This window comes from Pseudomonas sp. TE3910 (assembly GCF_056279025.1).
This window is the reverse complement of the sequence record NZ_JBWBQN010000001.1, coordinates 3,445,267-3,463,790: the sequence shown is the minus strand read 5'-3', so window position 1 is coordinate 3,463,790 and position 18,524 is coordinate 3,445,267. Positions and strand designations below refer to the sequence as shown.

Annotated in this window: 21 protein-coding genes; 10 read left to right on the top strand and 11 right to left on the bottom strand. The window is 60.4% G+C overall.

Annotated features, from left to right (window positions below; genetic code table 11):
• Nucleotides 1-2: 2 nt before the first annotated feature.
• The 4 genes from ACZ9H3_RS15920 to ACZ9H3_RS15905 form a co-directional block, all read right to left on the bottom strand.
• Nucleotides 3-857, bottom strand: coding sequence for an endonuclease/exonuclease/phosphatase family protein (locus ACZ9H3_RS15920; RefSeq protein WP_065759056.1), 855 nt, complete (start codon nt 855-857; stop codon nt 3-5).
• A gap of 12 nt (nt 858-869) precedes the next feature.
• The gene (gene dsbA, locus ACZ9H3_RS15915; protein ID WP_065759057.1) at nt 870-1,499 is read right to left on the bottom strand and encodes a thiol:disulfide interchange protein DsbA; all 630 of its coding nucleotides are present in this window, start codon (nt 1,497-1,499) and stop codon (nt 870-872) included.
• 200 nt (nt 1,500-1,699) lie between these two features.
• Nucleotides 1,700-2,317, bottom strand: a complete 618-nt coding sequence (locus ACZ9H3_RS15910) for a c-type cytochrome (RefSeq protein ID WP_065759058.1) — start codon at nt 2,315-2,317, stop codon at nt 1,700-1,702.
• Nucleotides 2,318-2,363: 46 nt separating this feature from the next.
• Entirely contained in the window at nt 2,364-2,654 is a 291-nt protein-coding gene (locus ACZ9H3_RS15905) for a c-type cytochrome (protein WP_065759059.1), read from the bottom strand.
• Between the two features lie 194 nt (nt 2,655-2,848).
• Between ACZ9H3_RS15905 and yihA the strand changes: the two genes are divergently transcribed.
• On the top strand, nt 2,849-3,481 hold the full coding sequence (gene yihA, locus ACZ9H3_RS15900) for a ribosome biogenesis GTP-binding protein YihA/YsxC (protein ID WP_065759060.1): 633 nt from the start codon (nt 2,849-2,851) through the stop codon (nt 3,479-3,481).
• 293 nt (nt 3,482-3,774) lie between these two features.
• Here yihA and polA read toward each other — a convergent pair whose 3' ends face one another.
• Nucleotides 3,775-6,537: a DNA polymerase I gene (gene polA, locus ACZ9H3_RS15895; protein WP_476221461.1), complete on the bottom strand. Its 2,763-nt coding sequence runs from the start codon at nt 6,535-6,537 to the stop codon at nt 3,775-3,777.
• A 74-nt stretch (nt 6,538-6,611) separates the two neighbouring features.
• Between polA and ACZ9H3_RS15890 the strand changes: the two genes are divergently transcribed.
• Together ACZ9H3_RS15890 and ACZ9H3_RS15885 are read left to right on the top strand one after the other, a co-directional pair.
• Nucleotides 6,612-6,896 (top strand): DUF2782 domain-containing protein, encoded by a 285-nt coding sequence (locus ACZ9H3_RS15890; RefSeq protein ID WP_102052985.1) that lies wholly within the window; start codon nt 6,612-6,614, stop codon nt 6,894-6,896.
• A gap of 64 nt (nt 6,897-6,960) precedes the next feature.
• Nucleotides 6,961-7,911, top strand: coding sequence for a homoserine kinase (locus ACZ9H3_RS15885; RefSeq protein WP_065759063.1), 951 nt, complete (start codon nt 6,961-6,963; stop codon nt 7,909-7,911).
• Nucleotides 7,912-7,937: 26 nt separating this feature from the next.
• On the opposite strand, the gene ACZ9H3_RS15880 is transcribed toward ACZ9H3_RS15885, so the two are convergent.
• On the bottom strand, nt 7,938-8,855 hold the full coding sequence (locus ACZ9H3_RS15880; protein WP_330522513.1) for a zinc ABC transporter substrate-binding protein: 918 nt from the start codon (nt 8,853-8,855) through the stop codon (nt 7,938-7,940).
• A 66-nt stretch (nt 8,856-8,921) separates the two neighbouring features.
• Here ACZ9H3_RS15880 and zur point away from each other — a divergent pair, with 66 nt between their 5' ends.
• The 7 genes from zur (at nt 8,922) to ACZ9H3_RS15845 (ending at nt 14,552) form a co-directional block, all read left to right on the top strand.
• Nucleotides 8,922-9,404 (top strand): zinc uptake transcriptional repressor Zur, encoded by a 483-nt coding sequence (gene zur / locus ACZ9H3_RS15875; RefSeq protein WP_102052988.1) that lies wholly within the window; start codon nt 8,922-8,924, stop codon nt 9,402-9,404.
• Nucleotides 9,404-10,183: a zinc ABC transporter ATP-binding protein ZnuC gene (gene znuC, locus ACZ9H3_RS15870; RefSeq protein ID WP_102052989.1), complete on the top strand. Its 780-nt coding sequence runs from the start codon at nt 9,404-9,406 to the stop codon at nt 10,181-10,183. The genes zur and znuC overlap by 1 nt, the downstream gene beginning before the upstream one ends.
• Nucleotides 10,176-10,958, top strand: a complete 783-nt coding sequence (gene znuB, locus ACZ9H3_RS15865) for a zinc ABC transporter permease subunit ZnuB (RefSeq protein ID WP_065759066.1) — start codon at nt 10,176-10,178, stop codon at nt 10,956-10,958. Before znuC ends, znuB begins: the two co-directional genes overlap by 8 nt.
• Nucleotides 10,959-11,102: 144 nt before the next feature.
• A complete protein-coding gene (locus ACZ9H3_RS15860) occupies nt 11,103-11,816 on the top strand; it encodes a PA5502 family lipoprotein (protein ID WP_065759067.1) in 714 nt (237 codons plus the stop codon).
• Nucleotides 11,817-12,039: 223 nt separating this feature from the next.
• Entirely contained in the window at nt 12,040-13,047 is a 1,008-nt protein-coding gene (locus tag ACZ9H3_RS15855; RefSeq protein ID WP_065759068.1) for a methionine ABC transporter ATP-binding protein, read from the top strand.
• A complete protein-coding gene (locus ACZ9H3_RS15850) occupies nt 13,047-13,718 on the top strand; it encodes a methionine ABC transporter permease (RefSeq protein WP_476221455.1) in 672 nt (223 codons plus the stop codon). Before ACZ9H3_RS15855 ends, ACZ9H3_RS15850 begins: the two co-directional genes overlap by 1 nt.
• 60 nt (nt 13,719-13,778) lie before the next feature.
• Nucleotides 13,779-14,552 (top strand): MetQ/NlpA family ABC transporter substrate-binding protein, encoded by a 774-nt coding sequence (locus ACZ9H3_RS15845; RefSeq protein ID WP_102052990.1) that lies wholly within the window; start codon nt 13,779-13,781, stop codon nt 14,550-14,552.
• A gap of 46 nt (nt 14,553-14,598) precedes the next feature.
• On the opposite strand, the gene ACZ9H3_RS15840 is transcribed toward ACZ9H3_RS15845, so the two are convergent.
• From ACZ9H3_RS15840 to ACZ9H3_RS15820, 5 genes are read right to left on the bottom strand one after another with little or no spacing between them, the layout of a single operon-like run.
• Nucleotides 14,599-15,231: an SCO family protein gene (locus ACZ9H3_RS15840; protein ID WP_102052991.1), complete on the bottom strand. Its 633-nt coding sequence runs from the start codon at nt 15,229-15,231 to the stop codon at nt 14,599-14,601.
• Nucleotides 15,228-16,127 (bottom strand): heme o synthase, encoded by a 900-nt coding sequence (cyoE, locus tag ACZ9H3_RS15835; RefSeq protein WP_065759072.1) that lies wholly within the window; start codon nt 16,125-16,127, stop codon nt 15,228-15,230. Before cyoE ends, ACZ9H3_RS15840 begins: the two co-directional genes overlap by 4 nt.
• Nucleotides 16,112-17,194 carry a COX15/CtaA family protein gene (locus ACZ9H3_RS15830; protein WP_476221451.1) on the bottom strand — a complete coding sequence of 361 codons (1,083 nt, stop codon included), beginning with the start codon at nt 17,192-17,194 and terminating at the stop codon, nt 16,112-16,114. The genes cyoE and ACZ9H3_RS15830 overlap by 16 nt, the downstream gene beginning before the upstream one ends.
• A gap of 9 nt (nt 17,195-17,203) precedes the next feature.
• A complete protein-coding gene (locus tag ACZ9H3_RS15825; RefSeq protein ID WP_065759074.1) occupies nt 17,204-17,797 on the bottom strand; it encodes a hypothetical protein in 594 nt (197 codons plus the stop codon).
• Nucleotides 17,763-18,503 (bottom strand): SURF1 family protein, encoded by a 741-nt coding sequence (locus tag ACZ9H3_RS15820; protein ID WP_476221449.1) that lies wholly within the window; start codon nt 18,501-18,503, stop codon nt 17,763-17,765. The genes ACZ9H3_RS15825 and ACZ9H3_RS15820 overlap by 35 nt, the downstream gene beginning before the upstream one ends.
• Nucleotides 18,504-18,524: the final 21 nt, after the last annotated feature.

Genomic DNA, 18,524 nt, shown 5'->3' with positions numbered 1-18,524 from the left:
AGTTAGCTCACGGCCGGAAGCGTATCCATCGCAAGGGCATCAGGCAAACGAATCTCAACCGCGACCGGAAGATGATCGGAAATGGGCTGGGCAAGCACCTCGAAGCGCTCCAGCGTGAGGCTGGGGCTGAGCAAGATATGATCAAGACAACGCTGCGGCCGCCAACTGGGGAACGTGGCTTGCACCTGCGGGGCAACCAAACCGAGATCACGCAATGGCGAGTGTTCCAGCAGGTCGCTGGCATGGGTATTCATGTCGCCCATCAATACCTGATGACGATAACCACCAATCAGTTCACGAATGTAGGCGAGTTGACGCGCACGGGTCCGTGCACCCAGCGCCAGGTGCATCATCACCACGACCAACGCATCGTCCCCTTCACCAAAACGCACCAGAATCGCACCACGACCCGAAGGACCGGGCAGCGGATGGTCTTCCAGCAACTGCGGCTTCAAGCGACTGAGTACGCCATTGCTGTGCTGAGCGAAACGGCCAAGGTTGCGATTGAGCTGTTGATACCAGTAAGGGAAGGCACCCAGTTGCGCCAGGTACTCGACCTGATTGACGAAACCTGAACGCAAGCTGCCACCATCGGCCTCCTGCAGGGCGACGAGATCAAAGTCGCTGAGCAGGTCACCAATTTTCTGCAAGTTACCGGCACGGCCGGTGGTAGGCAAAAGGTGCTGCCAACTACGCGTCAGGTAGTGGCGGTAGCGCTCGGTACTGATCCCCACCTGGATATTGAAACTGAGCAGGCGCAGACGACCGTCCTTCGGGAGGCTACTGGTCTGCAAATGGTGTTCGTTGACCTGCGGATCATGCAGGCCAACACACCGTTCAGTTTTCCAACGCCGCATGGCAAGCGCCGCTTACTGGGCGGCGCGCTCCTTGGCAATCAACTGGTCAGCCACGTTGATGGTTTCCTCTGGACCGCCGGCAGAGCCCAGGTCAAAACGGTACTTACCGTTGACAACCATGGTCGGAACACCGCTGATTTCATATTTTTTGGCCAGATCGCGAGCTTTCTGAACCTGGCCCTTGATCGCAAAGGAATTGAATGTCGCCAGGAACTTGTCCTTGTCGACGCCCTGAGTCGCTAGGAAGTCGGCCATTTCCTCAGGCTTGGTCAGACGCTTGTGTTCCACTTGGATCGCGTTGAATACAGCACTGTGCACCTTGCCCTCGACACCCATGGCTTCCAGGGTCAGGAACATCTGGCCATGGGCATCCCAGGCGCCGCCAAACATGGCAGGTACACGCACAAAGTTGACGTCCTTTGGCAGCTTCTCGACCCATGGGTTGATGGTCGGCTCAAAGCTGTAGCAATGCGGGCAGCCGTACCAGAACAGCTCCACCACCTCGATCTTGCCAGGCACAGCAACCGGCACAGGATTGTTCAGCTCGACATACTTACCGTCTGCAGGCGGCTCGGCGGCCTGGACAGACATGCCAAAGACGCTGGCGGCGACCAACGCGGCGCTGAGAATCAGATTACGCATGCTTTACTCCTGAGCAGTGATGAGTCGCCACAACGCGACCTGCCTTCAGACAGATCGACACAGGCCTGAGTTCGATAGTGTAACGGTAGCAGGTACAAAAAAGGGCGGCCCTAGCCACCCTTTTCATGCTTTCGCAGCTGCATTAACGGCACGTTAACATTGCGAGAGATGTAGCCCCGCACAACGTTACGCCGCAAGGATCAGTGCAGACCCTGAATGTAGCTCGATACTGCCTCGATGTCCTTGTTGCTCAGCTTGGCAGCGATGGAACGCATGGTCATCGCGTCGCCGTCGTTGGTACGGTTGCCTTCACGGAAGTCGGTCAATTGCTTGGCGACGTACTGCGCATGCTGGCCACCCAGGTGCGGGAAACCGGCAGCAGCCAGGCCAGCGCCATTAGGCGAGTGGCAACCGGTGCAGGCTGGCATGCCTTTTTCAAGGTTGCCACCGCGGAACAGGGCTTCACCGGCCGCGACCAGTTTTGGATCGGCGGCGCCGACACTGCCTTTCTGGCTAGCGAAGTAGGCCGCGATATCTGCCATGTCCTGATCACTCAGGTTGGTCAGCAGACCCGTCATTTCCAGCACGGTGCGCTTACCCGACTTGATATCATGCAGCTGTTTCTCCAGGTATTTCTCACCCTGGCCAGCCAGTTTCGGGAAGTTCGGCGCCATGCTGTTACCGTCTGGACCGTGACAAGCGCCACATACAGCAGTTTTGCCCTGACCGGCAGCGGCATCGCCAACAAGATTGCCAGCGGCATTTGCAGCGCCGGTGACGCCCAAGGTCAACAGCAGACTCACGAGTAGTTTGTTCATCAGCTAATCCAACTACGGCTAAGGGTGAAAGAGTTATGTATCGATACTATCGGATCATCCACTGAATGATCGCCCGGTAGTCTTCGGCACTGCAGTCCATGCACAATCCACGCGGCGGCATAGCCTTGAAACCCTGGGTGACATGCACCACCAACGTCTCCATACCCTGCGCCAGTCTCGGTTCCCAGGCTGCACGATCACCTGGTTTCGGTGCCTGTGGCAGCTGACCGGCATGACACGCCGCGCATGCGCGGTTGTACAACGCCTCGGGATCCTGTGTAGCCTGAGCGCTGAAAAACGGTACCAAGACAACGGTAACCAACAGCCATTTCGTCATGCGAACGACCTTTCAGGGCTGGGGGCCTGCACTGCGTTCTAACGCGCAAGCTTGAATCGGGTCCCCCCGTGAACCTCATCCTACGCTGGGATAAAGCGCACACAAAATCTGCGGCATTATATACTCCCGTTATCGAAACGGAAACGACACCCCTTGCCGAGCCTGCCTCGGACAAGCCCCCAAGCGGATACCCCATGCACGTAAAAAACCCCATTCTCGGCCTCTGCCAACAGGCCAAATTCGCACTCAGCGCCGCCAAAGTCGACCAGTGCCCAGACGACCAGGGCTATGAAGTGGCCTTTGCCGGGCGCTCCAACGCCGGCAAGTCCAGCGCCCTAAACACGCTGACCCACGCCAGCCTGGCACGCACCTCGAAAACACCCGGTCGCACCCAGTTACTCAATTTTTTCAGTCTGGACGAAGAACGGCGTTTGGTCGACCTGCCAGGCTATGGCTATGCAAAGGTCCCGATCCCGCTCAAACAGCACTGGCAGCGCCACCTGGAGGCCTACCTGGGCAGCCGCGAAAGCCTGCGAGGCGTGATTTTGATGATGGATGTGCGTCACCCCATGACCGACTTCGACCAGATGATGCTCGACTGGTCAGTGGCCAGTAACATGCCGATGCATATTCTTCTGACCAAAGCCGACAAACTCACCTATGGCGCGGCAAAAAACACCCTGCTCAAGGTGCAAGCGGAAATCCGCAAGGGCTGGGGCGAAGGGGTGACCATTCAGCTGTTCTCCGCCCCTAAGCGCCAAGGGCTGGAAGAAGCCTACGGCGTTCTGGCGAACTGGATGGAGTTGGCCGACAAGCCCGCAGAATAAGGGCCAGGCGCCAAACGCAAGGCAAAAAAAACCCCGGACTTCGTATGGGGAGGGGGAAGTTCGGGGTTCAAGTTCCGGACCGCTAGGGCGGGGTCCAGATATCTGCCAACACTTAACACAACATAGGAGCATCGAAGGGCTTCACCACCCATTCAGTTACTCTGAGTCGTGGTTCCCCCGATTAGTTCCGAGCGTTTAGAAACTATTTGCGATAGCACATAGAATTTTCACGACTAACGGCGTGTACCCAGCCAAAAAGCCGCGACGATATGCCGCAGCTTTTTCAGGGTTATTTAGTGCGCTTCATCCCAATTCGAGCCCACACCTACCTCCACCAGCAGCGGAACATCCAACTGCGCGGCGCTGCTCATGTACGGACGGATCTGTTCACGCACCTGATCGACCAGGTCTTCACGTACTTCCAGCACCAATTCATCGTGAACCTGCAGGATCACCCGAGCATCCAGTCCGGAATCGTTCAGCCAGTTGTCTACCGCCACCATGGCCCGCTTGATGATGTCGGCTGCAGTACCCTGCATTGGTGCGTTGATCGCCGTGCGCTCCGCGCCTTTGCGCAGTGCCGGGTTCTTTGCATTGATGTCCGGCAGGTACAGGCGGCGACCGAACAGGGTTTCGACAAACCCTTGCTCGGCAGCCTGAGCACGCGTGCGCTCCATGTACGCCAGCACGCCTGGGTACTGGGCGAAATAACGGTCGATGTAGGCCTGGGACTGCTTGCGATCGACACCAATCTGCTTGGCCAGACCGAAAGCGCTCATACCGTAGATCAAGCCGAAGTTGATCGCCTTGGCACTGCGCCGCTGGTCGCTTGTAACCTCTTCCAAGGCAACGCCGAAGACCTCGGAGGCTGTGGCCCGGTGAACGTCCAGGTTGTGCCGGAACGCATGCAACAGCCCTTCGTCCTTGGCCAGGTGAGCCATGATGCGCAACTCGATCTGCGAATAGTCCGCAGCCAGCAGACGGTAGCCGGGCGCGGCAACAAACGCCTGGCGAATACGCCGCCCCTCAGGGGTGCGAATCGGGATGTTCTGCAGGTTCGGATCACTTGAGGACAAACGACCGGTGGCCGCCACGGCCTGATGATACGAGGTATGGATACGCCCAGTGCGCGGGTTGATCTGCTCGGGCAGACGGTCGGTGTAGGTGCTTTTCAGCTTGCTCAGCGAGCGGTACTGCATCAGCACCTTGGGCAGTGGGTAGTCCTGTTCGGCCAGTTCCGCCAGCACAGCCTCAGCCGTGGAAGCCTGGCCCTTGGCGGTCTTGCTGAGGATCGGCAGGCCGAGCTTTTCGTACAGAATCACCCCCAACTGCTTAGGCGAGCCCAGGTTGAACTCTTCACCCGCGATCGCGAAGGCTTCACGCTCCAGCGCGACCAGTTTCTCACCCAGCTCCAGGCTCTGGGCACCGAGCAGCTTGGCATCGACCAGTGCACCCTGACGCTCGATCTTCGCCAGCACCGGCACCAGCGGCATCTCGATCTCGTTCAACACCGGCAGCACGCTCGGTGTCTTGGCCAAGCGTGCCTGCAATGCCTGATGCAGACGCAACGTCACATCGGCATCTTCGGCCGCGTAGGGGCCGGCCGTTTCAAGCGAAATCTGGTCGAAGGTCAGTTGCTTGGCGCCTTTCCCGGCGATGTCCTCAAAGGAAATAGTGGTGTAGTCCAGGTACTTGAGCGCCAGGCTGTCCATGTCATGACGGGTCGCGGTGGAATCCAGCACGTAGGACTCCAGCATGGTGTCGAAGGCCACACCACGCAGCGCGATACCGTTTGCCTGATCACCGCCAATCGCGCAATTTGCCAGAATATTCATGTCATATTTGGCGTTTTGGCCGACTTTCAGCGTATTCGGGTCTTCCAGGATCGGCTTGAGCGCCAACAACATGGCGTCTCGATCAAGTTGCTCGGGCACGCCCATGTAGGAGTGAGTCAACGGCACATAGGCCGCCTCAAAGGGCTCCACAGCAAACGACACACCGACAATTTGCGCCTGCTGAGCATCAAGACCCGTGGTCTCGGTGTCGAAAGCAATCAGCGTGGCCTTCTTCAGTTTTTCCAGCCAGACGTCAAAGCGCGCCTGGTCAAGGATGGTTTCATACTTCACTTCGACCAATGGCTGCTCTGCCACCTCGGCAACCGCCACGCCTTCACGCTTGGCCTCACGCTGAATCTCCTCGACCCAGCTCTTGAACTCCAGCTCGGTGTACAGCGCCAGCAAGGCTTCGCGGTCGGGTTCACCGCACACCAGTGCGTCAACCTCGATATCCAGCGGGACGTCGAGCTTGATCGTCGCCAGTTCATACGAGAGGAACGCGGCGTCGCGGTGCTCCTCAAGCTTGGCCGGCAGGGTCTTGGCCCCCCGGATAGCCAGGCTGGGTACCTTGTCGAGGTTGTCGTAGAGATCGCGCAGACCGCCACCAACACCAGTCAGCAGGCCCAACGCGGTTTTCTCGCCCACCCCTGGCACGCCAGGAATGTTATCGACCTTGTCACCCATAAGAGCCAGGAAGTCGATGATGTGTTCGGGACCGACGCCGAATTTCTCCTTCACGCCAGCCACGTCCAGCACACTGCCGGTCATGGTGTTGACCAGCGTAATGTGGCCATCGACCAGTTGCGCCATGTCCTTGTCGCCTGTGGAGATGATCACCGGACGTCCGGCAGCCGCGCTGCTGCGGGCCAGGGTGCCAATCACGTCATCGGCTTCAACGCCCTCCACACAAAGCAGCGGATACCCCAGTGCACGCACGCTGGCATGCAGCGGTTCGATCTGCACCCGCAAGTCATCCGGCATACTGGGCCGATTGGCCTTGTACTCGGCGAACATTTCGTCGCGGAACGTGCCGCCTTTTGCATCGAAAACAACTGCAAACAGGCTGCCGGGATACTGCTTGCGCAGGCTCTTCAGCATGTTCAGCACGCCCTTGACCGCACCGGTTGGCAGGCCCTTGGAGGTGGTCAGTGGCGGCAGCGCATGGAAGGCGCGGTACAGGTAGGAAGAACCGTCCACCAGGACGAGGGGAGCTTGGCTCATGAGCAGAATCAACCTTTTCGGCGGGCCCGGCGCTAGAATGTCCGGATCATTGACGACAAAGGGACAAGGTTATCATGCGCACACTAAATCGCCTGTTGCTGCTAGGGCTCCTGGCTACTCCGTTCGCGGCGATGGCTGCGGATGATGCACCGTCGCCCGATCCGGACGTCACCATTCGCCAGGAAGGCGATAAAACCATTCAGGAGTACCGCCAGAATGGTTTTCTGTATGCCATCAAGATTACCCCCAAGCATGGCAAACCTTACTTTCTGGTTCGCGCCGACGGCACCGAAGCCAACTTTATCCGCTCAGATCAACCGGACATGCTGATTCCATCCTGGAAGATTTTCGAGTGGTAACGCGCGACCTCTAACATCAACCCGGCACTTCCTGGCCGAAGTGCCCGAACGAGCAGTTTTGACCATGTCTGTGTTCACCCCTTTGACCCGGCCTGAGCTGGAAACCTTTCTGGCCCCTTATGGCCTGGGCCGCCTTCGGGATTTCCAGGGCATTGCCGCCGGAACCGAAAACAGCAACTTCTTCGTCAGCCTCGAACAGGGTGAGTTTGTGCTGACGCTGGTCGAGCGCGGGCCAATCCAGGACCTGCCGTTCTTTATTGAACTGCTGGACGTCCTGCACGAAGCCAACCTGCCTGTGCCATACGCATTGCGGACCACGGACGGCGTGGCATTGCGCGAGTTGGCCGGCAAGCCGGCCTTGCTGCAACCGCGACTGCCAGGCAAGCACATCAAGGAGCCGAACAACCAGCATTGCCATCAGGTTGGCGAACTGCTTGGCCACCTGCATGTGGCGACCTGCGAGCATGTGCTGGAGCGTAAAACCGACCGCGGCCTGGACTGGATGCTGCAAACCGGTGCCGAGCTGATGCCGCGCCTGAACGCGGATCAACGCCAGCTGCTGCAAGCCTGCCTGGAGGAAATCAGAACGCATCACGCGCAGATCATGGCCTTGCCGCGCGCCAACCTGCACGCAGACCTGTTCCGTGACAATGCGCTGTTCGAAGGCACGCACCTGACGGGCCTGATCGACTTCTACAACGCCTGCTCCGGGCCGATGCTCTACGACCTGGCCATTACGCTGAACGACTGGTGCTGTGACGATGCCGGGCAGCTCGACGGTGCGCGCTCCAGGGCGCTGCTGGGTGCCTATGCGGCACTGCGCCCCTTCACGGCGGCAGAAGCGCAACTCTGGCCGGTCATGCTGCGGATAGCCTGTGTACGCTTCTGGCTGTCCCGGCTTATTGCGGCAGAGTCCTTCGCGGGCATGGATGTATTGATTCACGACCCTGCCGATTTCGAAGTGCGCCTGGCAGCGCGTCAGCAAGTCAGCGTGGCGTTGCCGTTCGCGCTCTAAGCCGGTTATTGCACGGAGGCGGCTGCCTAGAGCGCCTCCAGGCAACCCGCCAGGTCATTGCCAAGCTTCTCCAGCACCTGCTCATAGCCTTGGGCGGTCACCGGGGTATTGCCCCCTAGTGCGTCCAGTTCGGCCAGACGTACCGGCAACCCGGCCGTCAAGGTCTCGGCCAGCCGTGGGCGCAGCGGCGGCTCACTGAAGACGCATGTCTTGCCGACCTCCTGCAAGCGCTTGCGCATGGCAGCCACGTGCTGGGCACCGGGCTGCACTTCGGCGGCAACGCTGAATACGCCAGTATGCTGCAAGCCATACGCCGCCTCGAAGTAATCAAACGCTTCGTGGAAAACAAAGTACGGCCTGCCGGAAACACCCGCCAATCGAGCCTTCAAGCGCAGGTCGAGGGCATCCAGGCGCTGCTCGAATGCGCTCAGGTTGCTCTGATAGCGGGCAGCATTGGCCGGATCAGCAGCCACAAGGTCAGCCGCCATTTTCGCGGCGATCACCCGGGCATTGGCCGGTGCCAACCACAGGTGCGCATCCAGGCTACCCGGACGATGATCGTGATCATGCTCGTCCGTCGACTCGTGGGAGTGGCTGTCTTCGCCAAAGTGGCGCAACTGCAACCCCGGCACAGCCTGCAAGGCCACGCTGGGCTTGTTGCGGCCGCTCAGCACGCGCGGTAGAAAACCTTCCATATCGGGGCCAATCCAGTAAAGCAGGTCGACCTCGGCAACCCGCCGCACGTCCGAGGGACGAAGGGCGTAATGGTGAGGCGAAGCGCCCGGTGGAAGCAGCACCTCGGGCGTACCAACACCGTCCTGGACCGCAGCCGCAATCAACTGCAGTGGCTTGATGCTGGTCAATACACGGACTTCAGCCTGCGCTGGCGCCAAGACGACAAGACTGGAGACAAAAGCGACAAAAAGGGCAAAAAATCGGGACACGATAGCCACTCAACGGTTCAGGAACAGGTAACATAATAACGTCTCTCACAAGAACCGTCGCTGCTCATGCCTACTACACCGCTGGCCAATCGCCCCCACGACCACTCCCACTGCGTCCACAGCGCCCTGGCCGAGGCCGACGCGCTGTGTGTCCGCCAGGGCCTGCGCCTGACCGCCTTGCGTCGACGCGTGCTGGAGTTGGTCTGGCAGAGCCATAAACCCTTGGGCGCCTACGACATCCTGGCCGTGCTGAGTGAGCAAGACGGTCGCCGCGCCGCGCCACCGACGGTGTACCGGGCACTGGATTTCCTCCTGGAAAACGGCCTGGTTCACCGAATTGCGTCGCTCAATGCCTTCATGGGCTGCAGCCATCCAGAGCATGTCCATCAAGGGCAGTTCCTGATTTGCCGCGAATGCCATGTCGCGCTCGAACTGGAACAGTCGTCGATCAGCGATGCCATCGTTGCCAGCGCCAAGGACGTCGGTTTCACAGTTGAAACGCAGACCGTCGAAGTGGTTGGGCTCTGCGCCAGTTGCCGGAGCGCGTGATGAGCAATGCCCTGATTCGCCTGGAGCAGGTGAGCGTCGGCTTCGCTAGCCAGTCGGTGCTCGACAACATTGACCTGAGTGTCGAGCCTGGCCAGATCGTCACCCTGATCGGCCCCAACGGCGCAGGCAAAACGACCCTCGTACGCGCGGTGCTCGGGCTGCTCAAGCCCGACAGCGGCAAAGTCTGGCGCAAACCCAAACTGCGTATTGGCTACATGCCACAGAAGCTGCACGTCGATGCGACCTTGCCGCTTTCGGTTCTACGGTTTCTGCGCCTGGTGCCCGGCGTAGACCGCAATACAGCCTTGGCAGCCCTCAAGGAAGTGGGTGCCGAGCAGGTGATCGACAGCCCTGTCCAGGGCATTTCCGGCGGTGAAATGCAGCGCGTGCTGCTGGCCCGGGCGCTGCTGCGCGAGCCCGAGCTGCTGGTGCTCGATGAACCGGTACAGGGCGTCGACGTGGCGGGCCAGGCCGAGCTGTACAGCCTGATCACCCGGCTGCGCGACCGCCACGGTTGCGGTGTACTGATGGTCTCCCATGACCTGCACCTGGTAATGAGCACCACCGATCAGGTTGTCTGCCTGAACCGACATGTCTGCTGCTCCGGGCATCCCGAGCAAGTCAGCGGCGACCCGGCCTTTGTCGAGCTGTTCGGCAACAACGCGCCAAGCCTGGCGATCTACCACCATCACCACGACCACGCCCACGACCTGCACGGTTCCGTGGTTGCCCCGGCCAAAGCCGGTCATGTACACGGAGACCACTGCAAGCATGGCTGATTTTCTGCTCTACGCCCTGCTTGCAGGTTTGGCGCTGGCGCTGGTTGCAGGCCCCTTGGGATCGTTCGTGGTCTGGCGGCGCATGGCCTACTTTGGCGACACGCTGTCCCACGCAGCACTGCTGGGTGTGGCGCTGGGCTTCGTACTCGACATCAGCCCCGCCCTGGCGGTGACGGTGGGTTGTCTGCTGTTGGCGTTGCTGCTGGTCACCCTGCAACAGCGCCAGCCGCTAGCGTCCGACACCCTGTTGGGGATTCTCGCACCCAGCACCCTGTCCCTTGGCCTGGTCGTGCTCAGCTTCATGCACGATGTGCGAATCGACCTGATGGCCTACCTGTTCGGTGATCTGCTGGCGATCAGCCCGGGCGATCTTGCCTGGATACTCGGCGGCAGCAGCGTGGCCTTGCTGCTGATCGTGGCCCTGTGGCGGCCCTTGCTGGCCGTGACCGTCCACGAGGAGCTGGCCATGGTCGAAGGCTTGCCGGTGGCCGCGTTGCGCCTGGCCCTGATGCTGCTGATCGCGGTAGTCATTGCCGTGGCCATGAAGATCGTCGGCGTGCTGTTGATCACATCACTGCTGATCATCCCGGCAGCCGCTGCCCAGCGTCACGCCCGCTCACCCGAGCAGATGGCCCTGGGTGCCAGCCTGCTAGGCGTGGTGGCGGTATGCAGCGGGCTCGCCCTGTCCTGGTTCAAGGACACGCCGGCCGGGCCGTCAATCGTGGTCTGCGCTGCAGTGCTATTCTTGATTAGCCTGGCGCTTCCCCGGCGCTGAACGGCGGCGCAGTCGCGCAGGGTACAACCACACAGGTTGCACCCTGCGACATTTTAATCGCGCATACACTCTGAAGAGTTATTTTCGAGTCAGCGAGCTGGGTGTAGACTTGCTCGTTTTTTGCGCAAATAGAGAGTCGCAGGAATGAAGCCGTTCGCCTCCCGTTATCTGCTCCTTGCCGCGTTTTCCCTGGCCTTGGCCGCATGCTCAAGCAACCCGGCGCAGAGCACCGCCGTGCCTGCGGCGCCAGACGCCTGGCAGCAGCTGGAACAAAGCATCGCCAGCAGCGAACTGGCCACCGCCGAAGATCAACTCGCTGCGCTACAAACTCAAGCACCGGGCGACAGTCGCCTGGAGCAATATCAGCGGCAACTGGCCGAAGCCTACCTGCAACGCAGCCAGATCGTACTGCAGAAAGGTGATGTGAATGCTGCCGCCACAGCCCTTAGCCGCGCCCGTGCGCTGATGCCCAAGGCGCCAGCCCTAACCGGCGGCGTCAACGGTGCCATTACCCAGGCGCGAAGAGCTGAGCTCGACAAGGCCGAAGCCGCCCTCAAGGCCGCAGAAGCACGCCCTGCGGCCAAGCTCATCGACCCGTCTGCAGCCAGCACGGTCATCGCCCTGAAGATTGGCAAGATGAGCGAACTTCGCCGCCAACTCGATGATATTGCCAGCGATACCGTCAACTATGACTGCGACGTGCTGTTTCAGGTACCGCGCAAGCAGGACTATCCGTGGCTTGCCACCCTGCTCAGCAAACGCGTGCACAAGCTTGCACCTGACTTCGCGCTGCAGCAGCGCCATGAGATACACCGCAATCAGCCGGCCCAGGTCGTACTGACACCGCGCCGCCCCTAAGACCAGCTGCCGGGCCGCTCCTCGGGTATCCCGGCCGGCTCCGGGCCCGCCCAGGCTCACGGACCGTCTTGGCAAGCATTTCGCTCAACTGACCACTGATCGCGTTATTCCCGTATCGTTGGTTGTTTACGAAATAAATGCTAAGAACCTCTATGTGAACAGGCTAAAATGCGCGCCCGGCCATCCGCTGACCCTAATTCATGCGCCCCACAAGGTTCGCTACGTGATCGAGTTTCAAAACGTCCATAAAACCTACCGCGTTGCCGGTAAGGATATCCCCGCCCTGCATTCGACCGACCTGCGAGTCGAGAACGGGCAGGTATTCGGCCTGATCGGCCATTCCGGTGCAGGCAAAAGTACCTTGCTGCGCCTGATCAACCGCCTGGAAGCCCCTAGCGGCGGGAAAATCATCGTCGACGGTGAAGATGTCACCGCGTTCAATGCCAACGAGCTGCGCCGCTTCCGGCAACAGGTCGGGATGATCTTCCAGCACTTCAACCTGCTGGCGTCCAAGACGGTTGCTGACAACGTTGCCCTGCCATTGACCTTGGCCGGTGAGCTGTCGCGCAGTGAAATCGACACCCGCGTCAGCGAGCTGCTGGCCCGTGTCGGCCTGAGCGAACACGCCAGGAAATACCCGGCGCAACTGTCTGGCGGGCAAAAGCAGCGCGTTGGCATTGCCCGCGCCCTGGCGACCAAGCCGAAGATCCTGCTGTGCGACGAAGCCACCAGTGCCCTTGACCCGCAGACCACCGCCTCGGTGCTGCAACTGCTGGCCGAGATCAACCGTGAGCTGAACCTGACCATCGTCCTGATTACCCATGAAATGGATGTAATCCGTCGCGTCTGCGATCAGGTGGCCGTGATGGACGCCGGGCAGATCGTCGAGCATGGCCCGGTGGCAGACGTGTTCCTGCACCCCAAGCACCCGACCACAAAGCGTTTCGTTCAAGAAGACGAACAGATCGACGAAAACGAACAGCGCGACGACTTTGCCCATGTACCGGGCCGGATCGTGCGATTGACCTTCCAGGGCGATGCCACCTATGCGCCGCTGCTGGGTACCGTCGCCCGTGAAACCGGGGTGGACTACAGCATCCTGGCCGGACGCATCGACCGCATCAAGGACACTCCCTATGGGCAACTGACCCTGGCCATCACCGGTGGTGACATGGACGCGGCGTTTGCCCGCTTCCACGCGGCTGACGTTCATATGGAGGTACTGCGTTAATGGACGCCCTGAATTTCTTTGCCAACGTCGACTGGAGTGAAATCTGGTTGGCCACCGTCGACACCATGATCATGCTCGGCGGTTCGCTGTTCTTCACCGTGCTGCTCGGCCTGCCGCTGGGCGTGCTGCTGTTTCTCTGCGGCCCGCGCCAGCTGTTTGAAGAAAAGCGCGTGTATGCGCTGTTGTCGCTGATCGTCAACATCCTGCGTTCGCTGCCGTTCATCATTCTGCTGATCGTGATGATCCCGATCACCGTACTGATTACCGGCACCTCGCTGGGCGTCGCCGGGGCCATTCCACCGCTGGTGGTCGGAGCCACACCGTTCTTCGCGCGCCTGGTGGAAACCGCCTTGCGTGAAGTCGACCGGGGCATTATCGAAGCCACGCAAGCCATGGGTGCCACCACGCGACAGATCATCGTCAACGCGCTGCTGCCAGAAGCTCGGCCAGGTATTTTCGCGGCAATCACCGTCACCGCCATCACCCTGGTGTCGTACACCGCCATGGCCGGCGTCGTCGGCGCTGGTGGGCTGGGTGACCTGGCTATCCGCTTTGGCTATCAGCGGTTCCAGACTGATGTCATGGTGGTCACCGTGGTCCTGTTGCTGGTACTGGTTCAAGTACTGCAGAGCGTCGGCGACAAAATGGTTGTGCATTTTTCCCGTAAATAACCCCATGGGTCGGCCATGCCGACACCCGGGGGCCGTAACGGCCCTCACAAGGAGTGATGAATGAAAAAACTGCTTGCTGTTGTCGCCGCCGTTGCGGCCTTCTCCGCCCAGGCGGCCGAAACCCTGACCGTCGCTGCGACCGCCGTGCCGCACGCCGAGATCCTTGAGTTCGTCAAACCGAGCCTGGCCAAAGACGGCGTGGACCTGAAAGTGAAGGTCTTCACCGACTACATCCAGCCTAACGTACAGGTTGCCGAGAAGCGTCTGGACGCCAACTTCTTCCAGCATCAGCCGTACCTGGATGAATTCAACAAGGGCAAGGGCACCAACCTGGTCAGCGTTGCCGGCGTGCACCTGGAGCCACTGGGCGCCTACTCGAGCAAGTACAAGAAGCTGGACGAGATCCCGTCGGGCGCCAACGTGGTGATCCCTAACGACGCCACTAACGGCGGCCGTGCATTGCTGCTGCTGGAGAAAGCGGGCCTGATCAAGCTCAAGGATGCCAAGAACATCCTGTCCACGCCGAAAGACATCGCCGAGAACCCGAAAGGCCTGAAGATCCGCGAACTGGAAGCCGCGACCCTGCCGCGCGTCCTGACCCAGGTCGACCTGGCGCTGATCAACACCAACTACGCGCTGGAAGCCAAGCTGGACCCAGCCAAGGATGCGCTGATCATCGAAGGCAGCGACTCGCCTTACGTCAACATTCTGGTTGCCCGCCCGGACAACAAGGACTCCGACGCCATGAAGAAACTGGTTGGCGCACTGCATAGCCCAGCGGTGAAGCAGTTCATCCTTGATAAGTACAAAGGCGCTGTCGTTCCAGCGTTCTAAGTCCTACCTGCTGGAGCCGGTTTGACCGGCTCCAGCACATCCCCCCTCAATCACGCTTGACCAACCCCGGCAACTGGACAATCAGTTTCTGGTTGTTGAAGGGCGCGCGAATGAAACCACGTTGCTTCCCGTCCGGCCCCAGCAGGGCCAGGTTGCCGCTGTGGTCAACCGTGTAGTTCGGCTTGCTGGTGTCGGCCGGAATGAACGGAATGCTCAGCGCATTGGCCAGCTTCTGGGTCGTCTCCAATGAGCCTGTCACGCCACGAAACTCCGTATCGAAGTACCCCAGGTACTGCTTGAGCTGAGTTGGCGTGTCGCGGTTCGGATCAACACTGACCAGAACCACCTGCAAGCGCTCGGCCGCTTCTTTTGGCAATTCGCTCTTTACCTGACGCAGTTGCGCCAAGGTGGTCGGGCAAACGTCCGGGCAGAAGGTGTAGCCGAAGAACAGCAATGACCATTTGCCTTTCAACTGGTCCATCGTCACAGGCTGGCCATTCTGGTCGGTCATTTCCAGCGCAGGCACACTGCGACTTTGCGGCAACAGAATGATCCCGGCATCAATCAGCTCGGCGGGGTTGGCCTGGCCTTTGGTAGTGATCACTTTGTTGATGGTAAGCCCCAGTACGATGGCGACCAGGGCAACGAGGATAAAAACTGTTTTCTGGGTTCGGGTCATAGGTTCAACAGTAGGTAATGGTCTACAAGCAGCGCGATGAACAACAGGAACAAGTAGTAGATAGAGTACTTGAAGGTCTTGATCGCCGCGTGCGGCCGACTGCCACGGTACAACACCCACGCCCACTGCAGGAAGCGCGCGCCCAACAGCAGGGCACAACCGAGATAGAGCGGCCCACTCATATGGATGGCATAGGGCAGCAGGCTGACCGCCAGTAGCATCAAGGTGTAGAGCACGATGTGAACCTTGGTGTAGTGCTCGCCATGGGTCACGGGCAGCATGGGAATATCTGCCAAGGCGTACTCGTGCTTGCGGTGAATGGCCAAGGCCCAGAAATGCGGCGGGGTCCAGGCGAAGATGATCAGTACCAGCAGCAGGGGTTCAGCACTGAGGTGCCCACTGACGGCCACCCAGCCCAGCAACGGTGGCGCCGCACCGGCCAGGCCGCCGATAACAATGTTCTGCGGTGTTGCGCGCTTCAGAAAGCCGGTATAGATCACGGCATACCCCAACAATGAGGCCAGGGTGAGCCAAGCGGTGAGGGCATTGGTAAAGGTCAACAGCAGGACCATGCCCAGCACGCCGAGCAAGAGGGCAAATGCCAGTGCGGCGGTGGGCGCCACGCGTCCCGCAACCAGCGGACGCTTATGGGTGCGGGCCATCAATGCATCAATACGCCGGTCCAGCACATGATTGACCGCTGCCGCTGCACCCGCACAAAACGCAATTCCGAGATTGCCAAAGATCAGCACCGTCCACGGTACGCCTGCCCGGGTGGCCAGAAACATGCCGACCAGCGAGGTGATCAGCATCAGCAGCACAACCTTGGGTTTGGTCAACTCAAGGTAGTCACGCCAACCTGCCTGGCTACGACCCTCAGTCAGAAGCGTTGCCATGGATTATCCCCCAGATAGTGCACAACGCCCCCGGCACTGAGAGGCCGCAGCCGCCATTCGCGGCCCACACGACGCACTTTCGGTTGAGCCACACGGCGGGTGCAGTAGTTGACCAGAACCAGGGTCAGAAGCAGGGCTGCCCCCCCGGCGTTATGGGCCACGGCCACGGCCAATGGCAGGTGGAGCAGCACGTTACTGATACCCAGGCTGATCTGTACCGCCAGCACCGCCAGCACCAGAGCCGCCAACCGCGTGAGGCCAAACCGGCGCAATTGCCAGGCCAGTGCCAGCAGGGTAGCGGTCACCAACAAGGCGCCGAGGCGGTGAGTGATATGGATGGCCGTACGCGCATCGCTGTCCAACTGCCCACCCAGGTAATTCGGACCGATATGCTGGGTCAGGTGGAAACCATTGGCGAAGTCGGCCGTCGGCCACCACTGGCCATGACAGGTAGGCACATCGATACAGGCCATGGCCGCATAGTTGGCACTGACCCAGCCACCCAGGGCAATCTGGCCTATCACCATCACTAACGACAAGGCCGCAAGACGGCGTAAACGCACGGGCAAAAGCGGTAGCGGAGCAAACGCGTGTGACAGGCGCAGGCTCAACAGAAACAACAGGCCAAGGGTGGTGAAACCGCCCAGCAGATGCGCCGTCACGACCTGCGGCCACAATTTGAGGGTGACGGTCCACATGCCAAACGCCGCCTGTGCCACCACCACCCCCAGCAGCACCAAGGGCAGTTTGAAAGGCTGGCCATCGCGCCCATGACGACGGATCGCCTGCACAGCAAGCATCGAAATCACCAGCGCCAGGGTCCCGGCAAAATAGCGGTGGATCATTTCGTTCCAGCCCTTATGGGCCTCCACCGGCACATCGGGATAATGCAACTCGGCATGCGCCAACTGCGCTTCGGTCTTCGGCACGCTGAGGAAACCGTAACAGCCCGGCCAGTCAGGGCAGCCAAGCCCGGCATGGGTCAGGCGGGTATAGGCACCGAGCAAGATGACCACCAGTGCCAACAACGTAGCAAACACTGCAAGGCGATAACCGGGTCTGGCCATGACCATCTCCTAACCAATGTTAGAAAGCTTCAACAACTGGCGCAGGTCGTTGAGCACGTCCTTGCCGTTGGCCCTGGCGTCGTAACGCAGCACCAGGTTGCCGTGAGGATCGATAATCCACAGTTGAGCGTCCGGTTTGCCCTGGCTCATCCGACCATACTGAGCAAGGTCCAGCGGGTAGCGCTGCAGTTGCGGGTATTCACGTGCAAGCTTGGCCTGATAGTCCGATGCCAACGCTTGTCCGACGGCCAAGGCATGGCTTGCGCGGCTGGCATCGCGCCCCAGGCCAATTTGAATCTGCCGGGCCAGATAGACCAGTTGCTGGCAGTCCATGGCGCAATCATTCGGCGCGCTGACCAATAGCTGCCAGCGTTGCTCGTCAGCCTGCACGCCAAGGTCGGCGCGGCTCTGACCATTGCCGATCAGCTCCCCGTGGTAGATACGGCTGTCGGGCACCCAAAACTGAAACTTGTACATGCCGGTAGCGAGAATCATCGGCCCGATCGTCAGCAACAGGATCAACAGCAGTTGCAACCGACCACGACCACGCCCTTGCGGAGCCTTGAGGTCAGAGGTGCTGGATGGATTCATGACGGTCCCCATGGCGTTTCTCCTTGTTGTTATGCCAGCCGAAGTAGAGGTAGAGCGCGATCAAGGCCAGCGCCAGGGCAAACCACTGCACGGCGTAGCCCAGGTGTTTTTCCGGGCCCATGACAACCACCGGCCAGTCCAGCCTGAAGGCTGCAGGACCAGGCTCAAGGCGTAATTCGTGGGCAAAACCTTCGCGTTGCAGTTGTGACCAGAACTGCGTGGCGTCTACGGCGGTCACCAAATGCGGCCAGGCACCGCCCTGTGGATCGACCTGCAGTTGAAATGCCGCACCGGGCGACACATAGACCCAAGCCTCCAGACTCAAGGGTTGATCCGGCGTGCTGAAGGACACGGGCGTACGTCGATCAGGCCACGGCAACCAGCCACGGTTGACCAGCAGCCACAGCCCACTGGGCTGGTCATGGAACGGTTGCAGCACCTCGACGCCCGGGCGGCCATCACGCATCCGGTTATCCAGCAACAGGCTGTACTGCGCGTCGAAACGGCCATAGAGCCTGACCCGCCGATAGGCTGCATCCTCAATCAGCGGCAACTGCGCAGCGGCCACCGGATCGGCGCTGCGGCGCTCGGCATACGTGGCCAGCAACTGACGCTTCTGCTCGGCACGGCTCAATTGCCAACAGCCAAGCGCCACCAGACCGGGCAGTAGCAAAAGCACTACCAGGGTCGGCAGTACACCGGGCCGGAACGGCTTCACCCGGCCACCCCACGGTCAGTC